13 protein-coding genes are annotated in these 18,746 nt (G+C 47.6%); 6 read left to right on the forward strand and 7 right to left on the reverse strand.

The features are described from left to right. Positions 1–284 precede the first annotated feature (284 nt). From AYJ58_RS09960 to AYJ58_RS09970, 3 genes are all read left to right on the forward strand, one after another. Positions 285–1,412 carry a polysaccharide deacetylase family protein gene (locus AYJ58_RS09960; RefSeq protein ID WP_106649983.1) on the forward strand — a complete coding sequence of 376 codons (1,128 nt, stop codon included), beginning with the start codon at positions 285–287 and terminating at the stop codon, positions 1,410–1,412. Between the two features lie 214 nt (positions 1,413–1,626). After that, the gene (locus tag AYJ58_RS09965; RefSeq protein WP_106649984.1) at positions 1,627–2,412 is read left to right on the forward strand and encodes a hypothetical protein; all 786 of its coding nucleotides are present in this window, start codon (positions 1,627–1,629) and stop codon (positions 2,410–2,412) included. A 167-nt stretch (positions 2,413–2,579) separates the two neighbouring features. Then, positions 2,580–3,002, forward strand: coding sequence for a DUF3224 domain-containing protein (locus AYJ58_RS09970; RefSeq protein WP_106649985.1), 423 nt, complete (start codon positions 2,580–2,582; stop codon positions 3,000–3,002). Between the two features lie 195 nt (positions 3,003–3,197). Here AYJ58_RS09970 and AYJ58_RS09975 read toward each other — a convergent pair whose 3' ends face one another. Both AYJ58_RS09975 and AYJ58_RS09980 read right to left on the reverse strand, forming a co-directional pair. Beyond that, a complete protein-coding gene (locus AYJ58_RS09975) occupies positions 3,198–3,752 on the reverse strand; it encodes a BON domain-containing protein (protein WP_106649986.1) in 555 nt (184 codons plus the stop codon). A 305-nt stretch (positions 3,753–4,057) separates the two neighbouring features. Continuing rightward, the gene (locus AYJ58_RS09980) at positions 4,058–4,513 is read right to left on the reverse strand and encodes a glutamyl-tRNA reductase (protein ID WP_106649987.1); all 456 of its coding nucleotides are present in this window, start codon (positions 4,511–4,513) and stop codon (positions 4,058–4,060) included. A 248-nt stretch (positions 4,514–4,761) separates the two neighbouring features. Between AYJ58_RS09980 and AYJ58_RS09985 the strand changes: the two genes are divergently transcribed. The 3 genes from AYJ58_RS09985 to AYJ58_RS09995 all read left to right on the forward strand — a co-directional run bounded on the left by AYJ58_RS09985 (position 4,762) and on the right by AYJ58_RS09995 (position 8,205). Continuing rightward, the gene (locus tag AYJ58_RS09985) at positions 4,762–6,132 is read left to right on the forward strand and encodes a sigma-54 interaction domain-containing protein (RefSeq protein WP_106649988.1); all 1,371 of its coding nucleotides are present in this window, start codon (positions 4,762–4,764) and stop codon (positions 6,130–6,132) included. A 107-nt stretch (positions 6,133–6,239) separates the two neighbouring features. Next, a complete protein-coding gene (locus tag AYJ58_RS09990; protein ID WP_106649989.1) occupies positions 6,240–7,316 on the forward strand; it encodes an L-dopachrome tautomerase-related protein in 1,077 nt (358 codons plus the stop codon). Between the two features lie 232 nt (positions 7,317–7,548). Then, the gene (locus AYJ58_RS09995; protein ID WP_106649990.1) at positions 7,549–8,205 is read left to right on the forward strand and encodes a hypothetical protein; all 657 of its coding nucleotides are present in this window, start codon (positions 7,549–7,551) and stop codon (positions 8,203–8,205) included. Here AYJ58_RS09995 and AYJ58_RS10000 read toward each other — a convergent pair. The 5 genes from AYJ58_RS10000 to AYJ58_RS10020 form a co-directional block, all read right to left on the reverse strand. Further along, entirely contained in the window at positions 8,198–9,904 is a 1,707-nt protein-coding gene (locus tag AYJ58_RS10000; RefSeq protein WP_106649991.1) for a diacylglycerol kinase family protein, read from the reverse strand. The genes AYJ58_RS09995 and AYJ58_RS10000 overlap by 8 nt on opposite strands. A gap of 144 nt (positions 9,905–10,048) precedes the next feature. Further along, a complete protein-coding gene (locus AYJ58_RS10005) occupies positions 10,049–10,243 on the reverse strand; it encodes a hypothetical protein (protein ID WP_006080946.1) in 195 nt (64 codons plus the stop codon). 23 nt (positions 10,244–10,266) lie between these two features. Then, positions 10,267–10,443 carry a DUF1328 domain-containing protein gene (locus tag AYJ58_RS10010; RefSeq protein WP_006080947.1) on the reverse strand — a complete coding sequence of 59 codons (177 nt, stop codon included), beginning with the start codon at positions 10,441–10,443 and terminating at the stop codon, positions 10,267–10,269. A gap of 628 nt (positions 10,444–11,071) precedes the next feature. Beyond that, on the reverse strand, positions 11,072–12,718 hold the full coding sequence (gene pfaD / locus AYJ58_RS10015; RefSeq protein WP_106649992.1) for an eicosapentaenoate synthase subunit PfaD: 1,647 nt from the start codon (positions 12,716–12,718) through the stop codon (positions 11,072–11,074). An 88-nt stretch (positions 12,719–12,806) separates the two neighbouring features. Further along, on the reverse strand, positions 12,807–18,722 hold the full coding sequence (locus AYJ58_RS10020) for a beta-ketoacyl synthase N-terminal-like domain-containing protein (RefSeq protein ID WP_198555677.1): 5,916 nt from the start codon (positions 18,720–18,722) through the stop codon (positions 12,807–12,809). Positions 18,723–18,746 lie beyond the last annotated feature (24 nt).

Consider the following 18,746-nt stretch of genomic DNA (forward strand, 5'->3'; position numbering starts at 1 on the left):
ATCGAATTGTTGATGCGGTACTTTTCACACTAGGATTGGTATTTTTCTATTGTGTTTAACGTGAGGGCGGCGGTGATTTCAACTTGAATGCTGATGGACGATTTAACGACTTAGCGTAGAAAAGTATGGCTTGTTGCTAGGATGGTATAACTAACGCTGGCTAGATTACTCACTATAGATAAGCCGAGCGAATGAGTGCGAGACTGTGCGCGAATAGAGATGCATTGGCGTTAACTCATTGCTTTTTAATCATTAGCCTCAAACATTATCTATAGGATGAGATCATGAAACTGAAATCGATAGCCGCCGCAGTTGGACTCTGTATAGCGAGCGTAAGTCTTGCCCACGCCAGCGATAAAACCATTTACCTCACCTTTGATGATGGTCCAATTGACGCGACTTTAGGGGTATTGGATGCGCTAAAGGATGCCAATATCAAGGCGACCTTCTTTATCAATGCATTTCATATGTATGGCGAAGGGGATGAAAACGAAGCGTTAGCGGCTGTCGCCCTGCAACGTTTATTAGACGATGGTCATATTCTGGCAAACCACAGTTACGATCATATGCTGCATAACTGCACCGATGGCGTTCAATCGGGGGCGGTTTATTGCAATCAAGTGGGTCTATGGCCGGTGAAATCCTATCAAGATGCGGCCACCGACTTTACCTACTTTGTGACAAACACCGCCAAAGTGGTTGAGCTTATCCCTAATGCCGCCAGTTATCCTAACAACAAGATGACAAAGTTGGCTCGTTTGCCCTATACCAATGGCTGGCGCGTGACCAGTAAACTTAAAGGTGACGGCTTGTGTGCAACTTCAGACACTGTGCCGCCTTGGGACCCAGCTTTTGCTTGTACCGCCGAAACCTCAACGAACAGTTCGCAAGTTGCGGTGCAAATTCAAAACATGCTCGCCGAGAGTGACTATAAAATATTTGGTTGGGACTTTGATTGGGGGCCAGAGGATTGGGGCGTGGCTTTTCCCGCTGAATCCATGGCCGATGGGGTTGAGCTGGTTGATAAAATCAATCAAGTGATCAACACCTGTGCGGGCACCACAATGAACCCTCTTAACAGTCGCACGCAGAACTTAGATTGCAGCGATGGTTTGCACGACGGTAAAGTGGTGATCTTGACCCACGACTTCCTGTTTGAGAATGCTCACCGCGGACAAGGTGCAACCATCAACTTGCCTAAAATTAAGCGTTTTGTTGAAGAAGCTCAACGTCAAGGGTATCGTTTTGATACGCTAGATAACTATGCCCCTGCTTGGCAGGATCAGCATAATTATCAACTACCTGAGTTTGTGTCCTATCAAGATAAAATCTATTCCTTAGTGCAAGCCCATTTCTCCCAAAGTAATTGGCAACCGAGTCAAACCCCAGCCTTGTGGAAAAACGAGAAGTAGCTAAGTGTTGGGCTGAGTATTTACTCGGCCCATAATATTCACCGAGTAAAGGACATGTTGCTGAACTTAGCCTGACAAATTTCAAAATAGCGTCACTTTTTTACACTTTACCCACTCCGCTTTAACTCAGTATCTGTAATACTGCTCCGACATTGATTTGAAGTTGATCAGTGTTAGAAAAGCAGCGCACAAAGCGCGCGATTGGGGAGATAAAATGAGTACGTTTGTAAAGTTAACCCTAGCGGGCACCTTAGTGATATTCGCCATACTTGCCGCGGGTATTTACCGTTTCAACATGAGCAATGATGATATTTATATGGTGATGGAAGATGGCCAAGTTATGCAATACGACGAGGCTATGGCACAGGAAAAAGCGCAGGCACAGGCCAATGAGGTCGAAGTGGTGACACCACTTGAGGTTAAACCGGTGGCGAATGCATCGGAAGTGATGCTTAAACTCTTTAGCTTAAATACCGCTAACCCGTTTGAAATTACCCTGCCAGAGGGGGGCAAATCCGTTGCCTTAACCCATTTTATTAAGATCAAGCAAACGGAATTTGCAATGGGAGATTATCAAGACGGTGACGTAAAAGGCCGAGCATTACTGGATTATTTACGCATTACCCCGTTAAATTTCGATCCCGCTTTAGAGCCCGATACCCAGAGTAACGCACCCATTCAAGATGATCCTAAACTGCAGACTATGCCCTTTGTGGCGCCGTTTATTGTGACGACCCAAGGTTCGGGGGTATTTTGGTATCTTGGTTTGTTTAGTCTCGATTTTGAACACAATAATTTGAAGCATTTAGGCAGCGTCGTGCTGGGCGATCGCATTGAGGTGGACAGTATTGAACCTGTTTATCCCTTCGAAGCTCCATTCAAAATTGCCGTGACTTATCGCGATAGAGCGCCTGACCAACCTATGTCTGAGAGCCCTGAAATCGTCAAAACCACAGAAGTGGCAGTGAGTGAAACTGGCATCAGTCACTTAACTCAGTAGTCAGTTGGCGTGTGCAAGGGGCGTGTGTAAGGGAATTGTGTAAATGCGATTATGGATCTGCGCAGGCTTGTGCTAAGTTATTTTTCGTTCCGTGAATCATGCTTGCCGCAGCGGCAAGCAATCTCGGGTAGATAGACTTGGCATAACGTTTTGACAAGGAGAGTGTCATGCAAGTTAACAAAATTACGGGGAAATTTGATGTTAAGCTCACCCCAGATAGCCCCTATGCGACTGGGGTTGGCGGCGTGACGTTAGGGCGTATGGGCTTAGATAAAACCTTTTATGGTGAGCTTGAGGGCCGCAGTCAAGGTGAAATGCTCAGTGCGATGACGTCAGTCAAAGGCTCGGCTGGCTATGTGGCGATTGAACAAGTGGTTGGCAATGTATGCGGTAAGCAGGGCAGTTTCGTGCTGCAACATTTTGGCATTATGACCGATGGGCAAAACCGTTTGATCTTAGAAGTGGTTCCCCATTCTGGCGCGGGCGAGTTGCAGGGCTTAACGGGCACTATGGCCATCAGTATCGAAAATGGTCAGCATTTTTATGAGTTCCAGTTTGGCTTTGAAGCCAGCGCTGAGCCCGCATTTTAGCGCAGCTTTTATTTTCCCACTTCGATTTTTGTTCTCGCAATTTAGTCTTCCTTAGTCGAGATAGAAAACCTAGCTTGATTAAATCTGATAATAGACATAAAAAACCAGCCTAGGCTGGTTTTTTGTAATGATTTGTTATGACTCACTTTTATAACCAATTAGATCAAATCGTTGAGTCAAGACTAACTGCTTGCATTAAGACATGTTTTTTATGACTTTAATTTTATCGACAACCTTTTTCACGTCGTCGGTATTCTCAGCAATTTTCAGCGCTAACTGACGTTCGGCATCGCTAGCAACTTCACCTTTTAAGGTGACGATACCATTGGCGACATCCACATTAATCTGGGTGCCAGAAACATCGGTTGAAAACAGTAAACGGGTTTTGACGACTGTGGCAACCTTAGAATCGGTCAACGACGCGACAACGTCACTGGTGCCTTCTTTCTCATTCATTACAGTGAGTTGGTTATCGACATCTTTTACCCCGTCTAAACTTTTGATCAGTTCAGAGGCGAGGGCTTTATCGACACTGCTTTCCACTTTACCTGTTAATGTGACGTTTCCGTCTTTCACATCGGTGATAATGTCAAAGGAATTGAGGTTAGTGTTGAGCAGTAAAGTGGTTTCAGCTTTACCATCGATCCACGCATCCTTTGCCCCGTCCTTCCAATCTTGAGCTGCGGCGACATTTAAACTGATTGAACCGACAAGTAAAGTCGCTAGTACTGATGCTGTTGTGGTTTTCATAATCATATCCTCCGTTGTTTTCTCGATGTTAGATAGTGCGTGAATCGTGCCAGTGTTATTAAGTTATTGACTTAAATGCTTTTAGTTGATGATTTTGATATTTTCATGTCTCAGCGATTTCCCCTAAGTCGGTCTTTTTTACCGACAAAATGTAATTTTTGCTGGTAAGCAAAGCCATCTTTAGAGCATAAAAAAACCGCACCAATAAGTGCGGTTGAGTGTTTAAGGTTTCGCGTATGCAGTAGCAAGCCGTATTAGTACAGAGACATCATATTGATGTGCACTGATGCTAACAGCTACAAGGATTAACTGGGGTTGAGTGAACTCATACCATCGCAACTGATTTGCAACCAAGCGGCACCTTCTGCGAGCTGATTGGCAAGCTGTGGCTGATGTGCTTGCCTTACCGCTTGTTTCATCTGGATTAACACTTGTTGTTCAATGGCGACAAGTGCGGCCATCGCTTGTGCCATATGGCATTGCTGCAGCAATTTGGTCACTTGAGTGTAAGTCACTGGTATTGCATGACTTAGACCATGAATAGGCTCACCAGTTAGAGGGCGCAGCTGTTCAAAACGCGTAAACATTCGTTGGTGGATATTCGCTTTGGTCGAAAAAATACGCTTAAGGTTATAGTCTTCGACGTACGTCATTGCCTGATTGTAGAATGTTAGCCCTTCTTGATTGAGCTTTATTATTTCATCAATCAAACTGATATCGGCGCGGATATCAGTCTGATGTTGCACAACATTAGACTTCATGAATGCCTCCAAATGCCAGTGTTCGGCACAGTCCTGTTTAACGGTTTGGATTAACTAATTGCGTTTCGTTCAGCTACCATGCATATTTTGTTCTCATTTTTAATGGTATGTTAACAGGCTGATTTTTAGGCTGATATTCTCGGTTCCTTGCGCCATCCTCTTAGAATATCGGCAACTATTACCGTTGCTGTTGTTAAAATTTCACGACTGACATACAGTAGCCCTTCATACACAGGGAGTGGGATAGCATGGCTCGATTGACACTTTTTTATCACCTGCAGGATGTAAACGCCGAGCAAGCTATCATTGAACTCGCCGGCGCAGCCGACTTTAATAAGCTACGCAGTGTCGATGATTTACCTTGGATAGAGCAGCTTGAGGCGAACCACGTTGATGTTGCCATCATTGAGCTGTCTAGCCTTAGCCGCGAGGATTATCTTGGGCTGCTGGACAATACGGCCTTGTCTAATATCGAGTTTATATTTCTCTCCGACGGTCAGCCGAACCCCAATCTTGATCAGTTAATGTCGAATTTTGCCTGTTATCATTTTCGTAAACCCTACGATATGACGTTGATCAGTGACATCTTCGCCGATTTTGCCCAGTATTTAGTCTCATCACCAATCCGGCCTCGGCCTTTTTCCAGCGAGCTAGACCAATATGGTTTGCTTGTCGGTTCCTCTGCAGCTATGCACAAGCTGTATCGTACGATACGTCGCGTTTCTGCGACCGACAGTAATGTGCTGATTATTGGAGAGAGTGGCGCAGGGAAAGAGCTTGTTGCCAATACCATACATCTTGCCAGCCCTAGATTGAACGAGCCTTTTATTGCAATTAACTGCGGTGCATTAAGCCCTGAGTTGGTCGATAGTGAGCTGTTTGGTCATGTCAAAGGCGCTTTCACTGGTGCGAATCGCGATCACAAAGGCGTATTTGAGCAGGCAGAAGGTGGAACCTTATTTCTTGATGAAGTCACCGAAATGCCGATTGAGCATCAAGTGAAGTTACTCAGAGTGCTTGAAAATAGCGAATATCGTCCCGTTGGCGGTGCCAAAGTGCAGCATGCCAATGTGCGGATTGTGGCGGCAACTAATCGTGATCCCATAGTGGCGATTGAGGCTGGGCAATTTCGCGAAGATTTGTATTTCCGTTTGGCCCAGTTCCCTATCCGCGTTCCGCCATTAAGGGAACGTGGCGATGATATTCTCGGGCTAGCGCAGCATTTTCTTGCCTATCGTAATGTGGCCGAAAAGCAGAATAAAAGCCTCGCTGAAGACAGTGCGCAGATGATTGCGGCGTATCCTTGGCCAGGGAATGTGCGTGAATTAAAACATGCCATTGAGCGAGCCTATATTTTGGCAGATCAAGAGATTTTACCCAGTCACTTACAACTGCCACAGGCGAGTGAAATGGGGGCATCTGCCGATGACCAAGTGGTTATTCCGCAGGGCATGCGTTTAGAAGACTTAGAAAAAATCGCCATTTATCAAGCATTAGAAACCACTCAAGGCAATAAAACTGACACTGCCGAGCAACTGGGGATCAGTGTAAAAACCCTCTACAACAAGCTCAGCAAGTACGAGCAACAAGTCGAAGCGGGTGAGCCGACGGCGGAATAGTGCTGATTATCAAATTAATATTGAAACAGAACCGATTTTTACACTATTTTTTTTGTAAATAATAACTCCTATTCTACAGCCCTTAAACAGAAAAGCGGAGATAGAATATGAAACACTTATTTACTACAGCACTATGGCTTTCATTGACTGCCAGTAGTTTTGTAAACGCTACCCCAGCGGTAGGAAGTCTTGAAACAGTCGCTGAATTGCCAATACGACCTGGCAATGTCAGCGTCACTGCACAAGGTCGGATTTTTGCCACGGTACATCCACTTGATACGCCATCAGGTTTGCAACTGATTGAAGTTAATCGTGAAACCAATGCTTACAAAGCTTGGCCTTCAATGGATTTGCAAAAAGCTTCGACTGCCAATATGACTCAATTTGATACCTTATTAGGGATTGCTCAGGACAAAGCTGGACACCTCTGGACCGCAGATATGGGGTTAGAATTAGGCCAAACAAGGATTTGGGGATTCAACATTAAGGATGGCAGTCTATATAAACAAATTGTCCTACCACAAGCACTCGCGCCCAAAGGCAGCTTTATGCAGGATCTGGTTGTCGATTCACAAAAAGGTTGGATTTATTTAGCCGATATCGCCAACCCAGGCCTCTTAGCAGTGCGTATCGACGATGGTCATACCGTACGTTTTTCAGGTCATAGTTCGCTGCAGGCCCAAGCGGATGCAGTAATGAACATAGATAACAAAACAACATTGTTTAATGGCAAGGTTGCTAGTGTCGCGGTCAATCCTATCAGTTTATCTGCCGATGGAAGTACACTCTATTATGGTGCAATGAATGGCACTCACTGGTATCAGTTATCGACTGCGGCTTTACAAACAGGCAATAATGATAAAATTATCGCGACTGTAAAATTAGTCGGAGCTAAGCCAGTGTCAGATGGCGCTGCAACGTCCAAACAAGGTAATCATTACTTCACCAATTTGAACCACAATGCCATATCTATGTTAGATAACAAAGGTACGCTATCAACAGTGGTCAGTTCTCCATTGCTGGATTTTCCCGATAGTGTGCAATTTGGTGAAACGGGCTGGTTATATATTTCAGTGAATCAATTGCATAAAGCAAAAGCCTTTAATGGCGAAGCTGAAACAGCCAAACCACCTTATCGCATCATGCGACTCTGGACCGGTGAGGATACCGCTGCGGGTCAATAACACCTTAGCTGCAACTGCAAAGTTGCAGCTTTTCGTTGCAATATGAGCGATATCGAACGGTTATTGACATGGATGTCAGTCGTTGGTTTAACTCGAAAGGATCTAAAAATAAGTTAGGTGTTGATTGTGTAAACTATCAATGCCTCATATTGTTACTAGCACAGGTCAATTTGGGATGGTGAGATAATTTTTGGAACAAGGAACAAGGAACAAGGAACAAGGAACAAGTTCAGTGATACTTAATCAACCTCCTAAGAGTGCGCTTTATCTCAAGGCGTTGAGTACCCAGTACCGACCTCTACTGTGGTTTTTTGCCATTGCCTTGTTAGTGCTTGGATTGCTTTGTGCGAGAGCGGCCTGGTTACAACCCGAGCCCGTGTTACGGCTTGTGCTTGGTTGGGTGGCATTTTTTCTGTTGTTCCCTGTACTGCCGCTAGCGTTAGTTCGGCAACAATCTTGGTTAGATACCGAGCGACAGCAATTGTGGCTCGGTAAAGGTGTATTCAATGGGAAGTTGCCTGGATTGTGGCGTTGGCGCGCCTATGCCTTTTCAGATATTAATGCTGTGCAACTCTATCTGCTACAAACAACCCATTGGCACCAGTTCGACCGTAAACGCCAAGCGGAAGATACGGTCGATCACTATCTCGCTTATTTACAAGTACAGCAGCCTAAAGGGAATCAATTGAAATTGGCTAACAGCACTGACAAGCAGGAATTACAGCAAGTTTTGCAGCAATGCGCGCAAGCAATAGGCTGTAAGTTTCAGGATTTTAGCAATAGTCCTCAAAAATCCCACCCCAAAGTGAGTGAATTTAATTTTATGCGAGTGCTTATTGCGCTTGCTGTTTTTATCTTAATAAACATCGCGATAGTGTCATTTACGTGATTTTTGGGTCGATAGCATTTTCAGTCGATTCTTGATAAGGCACAAATACCTTGAGAGATGCGGGTTGAACTTCAATGGTAAGATCCGCGGGCTCAAAAATTTCGCCATCAATCACATATTTACACTTGGGCTCACTGCTAATACGCACTTTTTTTGCGTGGGCGTGGTGAACCTTGGTTGTGCTAGATGGCACGTTAGGTGGCTTTGACTGTGTGTCTTTATTGCCTTCTTTTACCCATCCTGCAATGGCTAATTCGGCTAGGCTAAGGAGCTTGTCTGTCGGCTCACTGCCGGCATCTAGCCAGGTAATATCGAGTAGGCCATCTGTCATATTAGGCTCGCCATCGCCCTGCGCTAATACGCTGGTAAACGGCGCGGCATTGGCAACAATAAGGCTATGGGTGGTCAATGTTGTGGGCTCGGCATCATCTAAGCTGAGCTGTATGGTTAGAGTGATATCGGCATTCACGGCGCGCCATAAGCCATCGAGGTAGGCAAACTGGCCGAGGGCATTTTTACGTTCACGGCTCGCAGATTCAATCATCTGCTGTTCAAAACCAATGCCCACAAGTAGCAAGACTAAATGTTGATTACAGCGGGCAGTATCGATAGCTTGGTAATGGCCTTGGATAATATTATCTAAAGCCTGAGAGACAGGAATAAGCTTACTGCCTAAACCAAATAGCGCGTGGCTGAGGGCGTTAGTGGTGCCTAAGGGAATGATCCCTAAGGCGATGTCGGTGTTCACTATTTCCGATGCCACCTCTGTCACTGTGCCATCGCCGCCGCAGGCGATGATGATATCTGCGCCGCTACTGCGGGCTTTTTTGGCGAAGGTGTTTGCGCTGACATTTTCGCTGGTGAGTTTTATCGTTAGGTCAAAATAGGCTTTTAGTTCGTCTTGGATTTGCTCGCCATATTCTTGCCATTTGCCGCCGCCGGAGACTGGGTTGGCGATAATCCACGCCACTTTGTGGATGTTGATTTTGCCTTGCTTAAGCATGTGTTCAAGGGCGCGTAATTGCCATTTGTTTAAGCCCGCGGTTTTGCGAACTTGCTTTATTTGTTGCAGTACTTCGGCGAAGTTGCGCTGTTTATCTTTACAGACTAAATAGGCGGCGAGCACCAGTACTGAGCGGCCGCGCCCCATAGCACAGTGGATCAGCACCTGTTTATTGGCGCGCACTTGGCGATGCAACCAGTTAACGGCTTGATTGAGCTGGGCACTGGTCGGCACGCTATGGTCGAGGATGGGAATGTTCAAATACTCGATATGATCTTCAAACTGCGACCAATCTAAGCCATCAAACTCGGCGGTCACATCAAGAATGGCGGTAATCTTATTGGCTTTGATTTTCTGCAGATCCGCAGAAAATAATCGGCAGCCGAGATACAACTGCTCATCTATCTTTTGCATCGACGGCACAGAGTCGCGTTTTCTGGCCCAATGATTATACAGCCGACTGCCCAATAAAAACGGAATAAAGCCCCAGCGAATATACCAAGGGATAGTGCCATCTTGGCGCTTTCTAAAAATGCTGGCGAGATTAAACCAGTAGGCTGAACCGACTAAAAATAGCGACAGGCTTGTCCAAGCCCAAATAAAGGTGAGCAGGGGAGACGTGCCCGTTACTGCAAAATAGGCGAGTAACACGGCACCCATAAAGTAGAAATATTTGATGTGGATTTTGCTTAGCATACGCGCCCTCCAATGCTGTTTTTTGATTTAACCGCTGCATGTTGAACGGCTGACTGAATCGGTGAATCGCGTTGTTAACATTAGATCAAAAGGGTGGCAGTAGATATGTCTATTGCCACCCTCAAGTTAGGTTAAAGTGTCAGACTAGCACTTAGTATCTTTAGCCTTAACGCCTTCTTTCACTTCTTCACAGGCATCTTCAATGGCATTACCTGCATCAGTCATCACTTCATCAATTTTTTCGCCGGCATCTTCGGCTTTGTTATCACTACAGGCGGTTAAACCTAAAGCGAGCAGTAATGCCAGTGAAGCGCTTGTCATCAGAGTAAATGGTTTCATATACATCTCCTTTTCTAAAAAAATTAAAGTCGCGGTGACTTGCCCTTGAGGGCATTAATCAGCAGTGAAATTACGAGTAACACAATAAATAAGAAGAAAATAATTTTTGCGATTCCCGCTGCCGCGCCAGCGATACCCGTAAATCCAAACAGTCCGGCAATAACAGCGACAACTAGAAATACTAATGTCCAACCTAACATAATAACCTCCTGCCCTTGTCTTAATCCTTCGCATGACCGTTTGTGTCATTTGTAAGGTAACGGCTAATGGTTATTTCTAGCTTGCGAACATAATGCCAACTTTGCATATTTTAATTAGTTTATTGATTTTAAATGACATTTAATTGATTGGTTTGAAGCGGATACGAATGTGCTAAGCGTGGAATAGGCAATTTTTACCTAAGCTTCGGTAAGAGTTGCAGTCAGAAAATAGAGGAGCACAGCAAAAAAACCGATACTTTTGAATGACAAAAAACTTTATTCACAAATCATGTGGTGTATGTAGAGTTTTGGGGAAGGGATATGTCCTATCAAAGTTTGCCTCGCAGCCCATTCTTAAATTAGGCAGCATGTATTCGATTGGTTGCTGGCGTGCATTGTCGCGGCAGTGGCCATCGGAAAAGGGACTTTTCCGTTGAGCCCCCAAGGATGGGTTTACGGCGTGCCACTGGAGCGCCAGTGCTTAGCGGCATTGGCACAAATAGAGCTAATAGCTCAAGGGATTAGATTAGTAATAGCGTAGGCGGCTTCAATTTAACGAGGTAGTGAAGAAGATTGCATCAAGCAGGGAGTTGAGTCCCTACTTGATGTATCTATTGTCCCGTAGTGCTTAAAAACGATTCAGCGGTTTCCAGCGTAGTAGTGTGACCGGAATGCTAACCCCTTGGGATAACAGCAAGTTAATGCGGGATTGATACGCTGCGCCCACCATTAAATGTTTGGCTAAATCCACCGCATTGCGGGCTTTATAGTCATCTAAATAACTGCCTTTGGCCCAAGCGTTAAATGCACCCAGTGCTGGGCCTGCCCAGATTTGGTAATCCATTTCGCGGCCGACTTCACCTGTGTTTGACCAGCGGCTCGACAGACCCAAATACCAGCGGAAAATCAACGCCATCTTACGTTTTGGGTTATCCAGTGCACGCTCGATTTGCTTAGGATCGCGCTCGTTAAAGTGGGCGACTGTGCCAGCCCAAATGTCATCGAGTGATGAGCGAAACACTTGCTCTTCGAGCTTTTTACGCTCGTCCGCAGGGATGGCATCAATCGAATCGTAACGGGTGTAGATTTCATAAAGCTTATTGGCGCGCATCGGGAACAAAGTGCCGCGCTTAACCACTTGTAATTTCACGCCCATTTCGAACATATCAGCGGCAGGCGCCATAGTCACATCGGCCATTTCTGTGGTGGCGAGTAACTTACGGGTGTGTTCGCTGGCGCCCGCTTCGACGCAAGCTTGGTTGATTGAACCTGTGACGATAAAGGCCGCGCCCATGTTGAAGGTGGCTAATGCTGCATCGGGTGTGCCGACGCCGCCGCCTGCGCCCACACGGATGGGCGTTTTATATTGATACTTAGCTTGGATTTCATCTTTGAGCGCCAAAATCGTCGGCAATAGCGTGACCAATGGACGATTGTCGGTATGGCCGCCTGAGTCGGCTTCGGCCGTGATGTCGTCCGCCATTGGCACGAGTTGCGCCATCGCCATTTGATCTTGGCTGATAAGACCATCACTCACTAATTGCTGGAGGATTTTGGCCGGCGCCGGCTCCATAAACTTAGTCGCGACTTCGGTGCGGCTGATTTTTGCGATGACTTTGTTGCCAATGACGATGTCGCCATGTGCGTCGCGGCTCAAACCTGCTGCGCGGTAATAGACGATCTGCGGCGTTAAACCTAAAAATGCCGAGGCTTCGACCGTGCGCACTTTATGTTTTAAAAACAGCTCAACGCTGCCGCGCTCTAATGCGGGCTCGCTTGGGCTGTGAATTAAGTTAAAAGCGTAGGGGCCATTGGGCAGCGCCGCTTGAATGCGAGTAATGGCCGCTTCAACACGGGATGGAATTAACCCTGCCGCGCCAAATGAGCACAAAATGCCCGCTTGGCCAAGGGCGATAACCAGTTCTTCCGAGGCAATACCGTTGGCCATAGCGCCGGCGTAGTAAGCGTATTTGACGCCGTGGACGCGGCGAAAATTACTGTCGCCTAAACTTTGGGTGCCAAGGGCAGGGGCAAAGGCGCTGACAGGATGTGAGCCCAATGGCGCTTGGCTGTCACTGGTGGTCACTTCGGCCGTTTGCGCTATGCCTAAGCCTTTTTCGCTGTGATTCACTAAGTAGCAGGCTTGGCTTAAATCTTTGAGTTTTTTGCCTAATGAGTCGATATCAAAGCTCAGCGCTGCATCATTGACTTGCCACGGCCAAGGGCTGAGTTTTTCGTTATTACTATTAAATTGATCGAGAGTATGGCTTGTCATAGGTATTCTCTTTTTATTGCCGCCTTAGGCACTCTGGCCAAGGCGACACATTATTTGTAATTAGCGTCTTTCTAAATGAGCAAGGTGATTAAGCTTCTTCAATACAGATGGCGATATCTTTAACTTCATAAATCCGCAGGCCGTCTTTACTCAAGTTGGCATCGCCCATAATGATGCGTTTACCATTGTCGTCTGTCACGCTGGTAATGTGAACATCCAGCGACATCTGCTTGTTTAATGGGTTAATTTGGCCACGATACTTCCATTTGATATCCGACAATATCTGGCCAAATTTTGGATTTTTAAAGCCCGCACCAAGGTCTTGGTCAATCGCATAGGTTTGCATCAGCTCGATAATGGCTTCAACCCCTAATGAGCCTGGCATTACCGGATCTTGATGGAAATGGAATTGGAAGAACCAATCACTCGGGTCAATCGTGCGCTCGGCGTATAAATAGCCAAGGCCCGCTTTACCGCCGGCTTTCACGATTTCAGCCTTGTCGATAAAGTTAAGCTGACCGCCCGCTAAACGGTAATGTGGCTGACCTTGTGGGGCGTTAAAGCTGCGATGCTGTTTATCTAACAGATTGATTTGGCTATCGGCGGCTATACCATTTTGCACATGCCAAGGCTGAGTTGTCTTGCCGTTGTCTATGCCAAGTTGGTTTTTCAGGGCATCGCCCTTGAAGTAACCAAATACCGCTTTACCTTGGTAGAACGGCTCGCCATCGCAGCTTAACTCGAAGCTAAAATTCTGGATGATGTTACTGCCAGCAATTACAGTCGATAACAAACGTGAGTCGTTCACTATGGTTTTGCCGCGTAAATCCACATGGCGCAGCAGTTTACCGCTACCGTCCAAGTTACGGAAAAACAGCTCTTGGCCGGGGAAACCCAAGGTGGTGCCCATATAACCTGAGATAAAACCGTTTGGCTGCAGTGATATTTCCATCAGCACAGAATAGGGCATAACGGCGTGATGGCTGTTTTTATCGTAATACCAAGCGTTTGCAGGCACTTCGTATTCGGCTATACACGAAGAGGGCTTTTTCAGCTCGCCGCGTTTGCCGTCAATCGCAATGACGCGAGTGGTGAGCTGCAAGTCACCGCAGGGCGTGCGCGGTGGAATCAGGCCGCGATAGATGCTGAAATCGGGGCCGAAGCAGTTTTCGATGTCGCCCGTGGCAAATTCGAACATGTGGTACGGCGTGAACGGCAGGGTATCGGGCACGCGGTTAGCATACTTTGAATCCGCTGGCGCGACTGGTGCAGGTACATGCTTAAGCGGCACTACGCCTTTATTGGTTGGTGCAGTTAAATCGGGCAACTGCGCCATTAGCGGCGCAGCTGCTGAGGTTGTAGTCAGTGAACAATTCGTATTGTTATCCGCAAGGTAGCGAGTGCATTCGGCTTCTTCTTTGATCATCACCCCAAGGTTTTGGAAATCCACCACCACTTTGCCATTGAGCAAAATATCGATATTCGCCTTCGCATACGGGCGCGGGCTCATACCGATTTCGGTGATTTCCATGCGATAGGTGAGCAGGCCAGATTGCGGCAACACTTGACCACGACAGCGCACTTTTTGAGAGGCGTTTTCGAGCGGTTGGAAACGACCGTTTTTGACGCCCCCTTCTTCTGTATTGGCGTGCATACCAATGTGCAGCATAAAGAATTGCAGTAATTGACCACAGCCTTCGGCCATTAATGACCCCGCCATCACTTGGTCACCCTTGAAATGGCACGGGAAATACCAATGGTCGGCTTCGAGCTGCTTATGGCCTTCAACTGAACCTAAGCCCCACGCGCCGCCATGCACCTCAAGATTGCTGACCTGTTCAATCATCAGGAATTTTTCAGAAGCAAAACATAAAGAGGGCTGCAGCCCATATTGGGCTTGATGCGCCGCATGGGCACCGCCAAAACAGCCACCGATATCGGCGCTGAGCAGTTTATGGATTTGACTGTAATCAAATTGGTTTTGTGCGCAGTTAAGCAGCGGAGTAAAGCGCGGCTTATTAGGATTATTGAGGGCAAGGTTACGGGCTTTGATTTCGGCTTCGGTGCGAATAACGCCCTTGCCGTCGGCGAGTTCTTTGTCGGTGAAGAAGCCGGCACAGCCGCCATCCATTTTCAGGATCAGCTTGTCGCCCACGAAACATTCGTAGGAGAAGAAGAACAACAAGGTATCGCCATTGCGGGCAAAGTGATTGATGGAAATATCGTAGCGCAGGGTGTCGCCACCGCGCGGTAAGTCGCCAAGGAAGGTCAGGGTGCAATCGAGCAGGCGATAAACGCGCTCGCCCTTGTTTTCAAAATCGATACCTAAGTAGCTGATCAGCATCAAGTCGCATTGACCCGATTCGACCGCCACGGCCCAAGGGATTTGGCCATCGACCAAATACGGCGCGTCCACAGGAATATCGTATTCCGTGGTCATAGTGCAAGGCTGATATTGGTTCATCTGGGCGTTTAATTTCGTTACCCGAGATACCAGCAAATAGTCAGTCGTTGGCAGGCGTACACGACGCGAATAGCTGTCGATAATGGCGTAATCTGGGCCAAATACTTTAGCAATATCCCCTTCGGCGTACTCGACTAAATCCGCATAATCCCAAATGCAAGGCTTGCTTAGTGGCGTTGGCGGCGTGTACTCAGGCACTTTTGCATGGTTTGGATAAAGCGCAGTTGCCTCTGAGTTAACAACTGGAGCTAGCTCAGATGTATGAGCAGATGCATACGCTGGTGCTTGAAAAGTGGCTTGCTGCTCCGCTGGCGCAGCTTGGCCATTGACGGCTAACTCGCTGGCAAGCTGGGCTTTCATCAAGGCCTCGGCTAGTTTCAAGCCCTGCGCACGGCTTTGTAAAAAGGCTAAATGGGCTTCACGGGCGAGTTGCTGATTGCTTAAAAATGCCGCGTCTTTTAGCTCTGCTTGAGTGGCGTTTTTATTGGGCGTGCTTAGGGCATTCATTGGCATGCTGCTTAATGTCTCTTTTTGTTGAGCCGTGGTTGGGCTGCTTGTTGCAAAGCGACTCGTGTCTTTGCTCGCTATTTGGGCCAAATGTTTGCGTTGGCTGCGCGCTGGCAGTGCTGTCATGGCTTGGGCTTTTTGTTGTATAGCATCAAGACCTGCGAGCGGCGTATCCAGGATATGCTGATAGATATCGCGGCCACCGAGCGTTACTTGTTTTATTAAGTGTTTTTGCTCTGAAAGCGTTAAGTCTTGTTCAAGCCTTTGCTGCAAATTGTATGCTTGCGTGGCACTTTGGCTGAGCAGTAACTGCGAGCATTTACCTTGGCTAAAGGTGGCTACGAGCGCGTGCTGCGCTTGAGTGTTCTGTTGCGTTTGGTTTTTTAACTGCGCTTGATTTTTCAGCTGAAGCAGAGCGCTCAAGATACTCGCCATTCCCGCCGCAGCAAAGTTGTGGCCTAAGGTGTCTGCAGCTTGGCTGCGCGCACTCACACTCGGCAGCAGGGTATTGGGTGTCAGCGCTGGCTCGCTTCGTTGCTCAACCGCAATACTGGTTTCAATCAAACTAATCTGGCTGCTATTCACTTTGGCTTGCGTTAACAAGTGATCGCAAATCCGCGCCGTGTTGCTGTTGCCTTGGGGGTCATATACAGCGCCAAACACTTGGCCGCTAATGTGACCATAGCTGTTGCCAAAGTTGTTGCTATTGGCATCATTAAGTTGAACATTCGTATTTGAATTTTCAGCAGTGAGTACCAGCGCGCCGGCGCCTTCACCGACTTTCCAGCCTGTGTCTGTTGCATTCAATGCCACTTTAGATACCGCGTTTTTAAGCACCACTTGCTCTAGACTGCCACTTAAATCGACGGCGGCGATCACTACGGCATCTAAGGATTCTTGGGATAACAGGTTTTCGGCCACATCGATACAGCGGGCGACTGACAATTCGGCCGCCGAAATGGTAAAGGCTGGGCCGTTAAAGTCCCACAGGGAGGCGATGCGTGACGCCATGATGTTACCAATAAAACTGGTATATTGGTTCAGTTTGGCGGCATCGAGCACGCTATCCATGGCGATTTTTTCAAGGGCGAGATACTCAGCTTGCGTGAGGGTGATCCCTTGTTTTTTAAGGCTGTCTGCCAGTTGAGTGTGCAGATTCACTCGGCCACGGAACTGGTGTAATTCCAGCTCTGTTTCCATCGCCACTAATACAGCTACCTTGCCACCTGGCTTTAAGTTCGCATCACGGATCGCTTCATCGGCCACTTTGATCAGCAGCAGTTGCTGGGAGATCAGGCGATCATCCTCATTGGGCGGCACTTTAAAGCGCAGGAAGTCAAAATCGAACTGGTCGATATAGGCGCCCTGCGGTACAGCAGGCAAGCCAAAGTTAGCTAAGATGTCAGGATGTTTATCTAAGCCTTTCCAGCGTTTAGCGGGCAGTGGAATGAAGGCGTTTTGCTGAGAGCTAATCGCGTTATCCAGTGCATTAATCGACGATAAAGGCCCGAAATGCGATGCTAAGCCAATGATAGTTAACGGCGTGTGCTGATAACTGACTTGGGCTGCACTCTGGGTATGCTGGCTACTGGTATTTGTCGGTACATAGGATTCCAGCAACAAATGCGCGTTACAGCCGCCAAAACCAAACACGGAAACACCCGCATGGCGGCGGTCATTGCCGGCTTTATCGGGCCAGGCATGCATTTCTGTCGGGAGGTTTTTACCGCTAAATAAGCCTTTAGGTGAGGATATCGGCGCCGATAAATTTATACTTGGCGGCAGTCGACCCGAGCGCATGGCAAAAATCATCTTCATGATCCCCGGCATGCCCGCGGCCGTGAGTAAATGGCCTAAGTTGGATTTTGCCGAGCCAATAAGCGGCACTGCAGAGCCCGCGAGTTTGTCCTCAAAAAAGCGCTCCATCGAGGCGAGTTCGACCTTATCCCCAAGTGGCGTGCCCGTAGCGTGGCATTCAATCACTTCGATATTGGCGGGCAGTGTATTTGCGGCACTGTAGGCGCGCTCGAAGGCTTGCACTTGGCCCTTGCTGTTGGGGCTTAATACGAACTGGCCTTTACCGTCGTTCGACAAACCAATGCCGCTGACGACGGCATAGATGTTGTCGCCATCGCGCTGCGCATCCTCCAAGCGTTTTAAGACTAAAACCCCAGCGCCTTCGCCAGCGAACAAGCCTTTACTGTTGCTATCAAAGGGCGCCGAAATACCGTGATCTGGATAGGCGTGGAAAATCGAGAATCCCATGTTGATAAAGAAAGGATCGGCGCCCGATACCGCGCCCGCTAGCATCACATCGGCCTTGCCTGTGGTTAGGTAATCACAGGCGAGTTTGAGCGCGTAAACCGAGCTGGCGCAGGCGGCGTCCAGACTTAACTGAGTGCCACCTAAACCGAGTGCATCGCTGACCAGTTTTGAGGCCGTGTGGGCAACCGCGCCATTGGCGATGTTTAAGGTCTGACTATTGGCATTGAGGTTGTTAACTGAGTTGCCAAAATCAGCCAGTTGAAACGCGCTTTGATTCAGTTTGTTTTGCAGCGCCTTTTCAACGGTTTGGTGATACAGAGGCAAAAACAGTTCGTTGGAACGGGCAGTGGGGAACGACAAGGTTCCCATTACAATACCTGTGCGCGCCAGTACGGCATCGCTTGGAGTAATCCCGGCGTCTTGCAGGGCTTTACGACTGCAATCGAGTGCCCATAAAAAGCTTTCATCTAAACCGTCAAAGGCGGACTCAGGCAGTTGATAGCCCTTGGCATCAAACTGGAAGTGTTGGATGTAGCCGCCTTTATCACAGTAAAAACGGTCAGACTGACCCTGCACACCTTGGTAATCGGCGGGATTGGCATTGAGTTTTTCGCGGCTAATTTGGCTGCGAGAGTCTTTTTTATCCAGCAGATTTTGCCAGAAGGTTTGCGGATTATCGGCGTCGGGATACTGAGTCGCGAGACCAACGATCGCAATTTTTGGCGCACTGTTTGATGCGTGATTTGACGCATAGTTTGACGCAGTCATAGGCACGCTAGTGCTATCAATCCT

It is taken from the genome of Shewanella sp. Pdp11 (assembly GCF_002838165.1).
Taxonomy (GTDB): Bacteria; Pseudomonadota; Gammaproteobacteria; order Enterobacterales; family Shewanellaceae; genus Shewanella; species Shewanella hafniensis.

Coding starts and splice junctions, on each gene's coding strand:
- AYJ58_RS09975 (WP_106649986.1), bottom strand. CDS start 3,752: ATGAAAACCACAACAGCATCAGTACTAGCGACTTTACTTGTCGGTTCA.
- AYJ58_RS09980 (WP_106649987.1), bottom strand. CDS start 4,513: ATGAAGTCTAATGTTGTGCAACATCAGACTGATATCCGCGCCGATATC.
- pfaD (WP_106649992.1), bottom strand. CDS start 12,718: ATGACAAGCCATACTCTCGATCAATTTAATAGTAATAACGAAAAACTC.
- AYJ58_RS09985 (WP_106649988.1), top strand. CDS start 4,762: ATGGCTCGATTGACACTTTTTTATCACCTGCAGGATGTAAACGCCGAG.
- AYJ58_RS09960 (WP_106649983.1), top strand. CDS start 285: ATGAAACTGAAATCGATAGCCGCCGCAGTTGGACTCTGTATAGCGAGC.
- AYJ58_RS09970 (WP_106649985.1), top strand. CDS start 2,580: ATGCAAGTTAACAAAATTACGGGGAAATTTGATGTTAAGCTCACCCCA.
- AYJ58_RS10000 (WP_106649991.1), bottom strand. CDS start 9,904: ATGCTAAGCAAAATCCACATCAAATATTTCTACTTTATGGGTGCCGTG.
- AYJ58_RS09965 (WP_106649984.1), top strand. CDS start 1,627: ATGAGTACGTTTGTAAAGTTAACCCTAGCGGGCACCTTAGTGATATTC.
- AYJ58_RS10010 (WP_006080947.1), bottom strand. CDS start 10,443: ATGTTAGGTTGGACATTAGTATTTCTAGTTGTCGCTGTTATTGCCGGA.
- AYJ58_RS10005 (WP_006080946.1), bottom strand. CDS start 10,243: ATGAAACCATTTACTCTGATGACAAGCGCTTCACTGGCATTACTGCTC.
- AYJ58_RS10020 (WP_198555677.1), bottom strand. CDS start 18,722: ATGACTGCGTCAAACTATGCGTCAAATCACGCATCAAACAGTGCGCCA.
- AYJ58_RS09990 (WP_106649989.1), top strand. CDS start 6,240: ATGAAACACTTATTTACTACAGCACTATGGCTTTCATTGACTGCCAGT.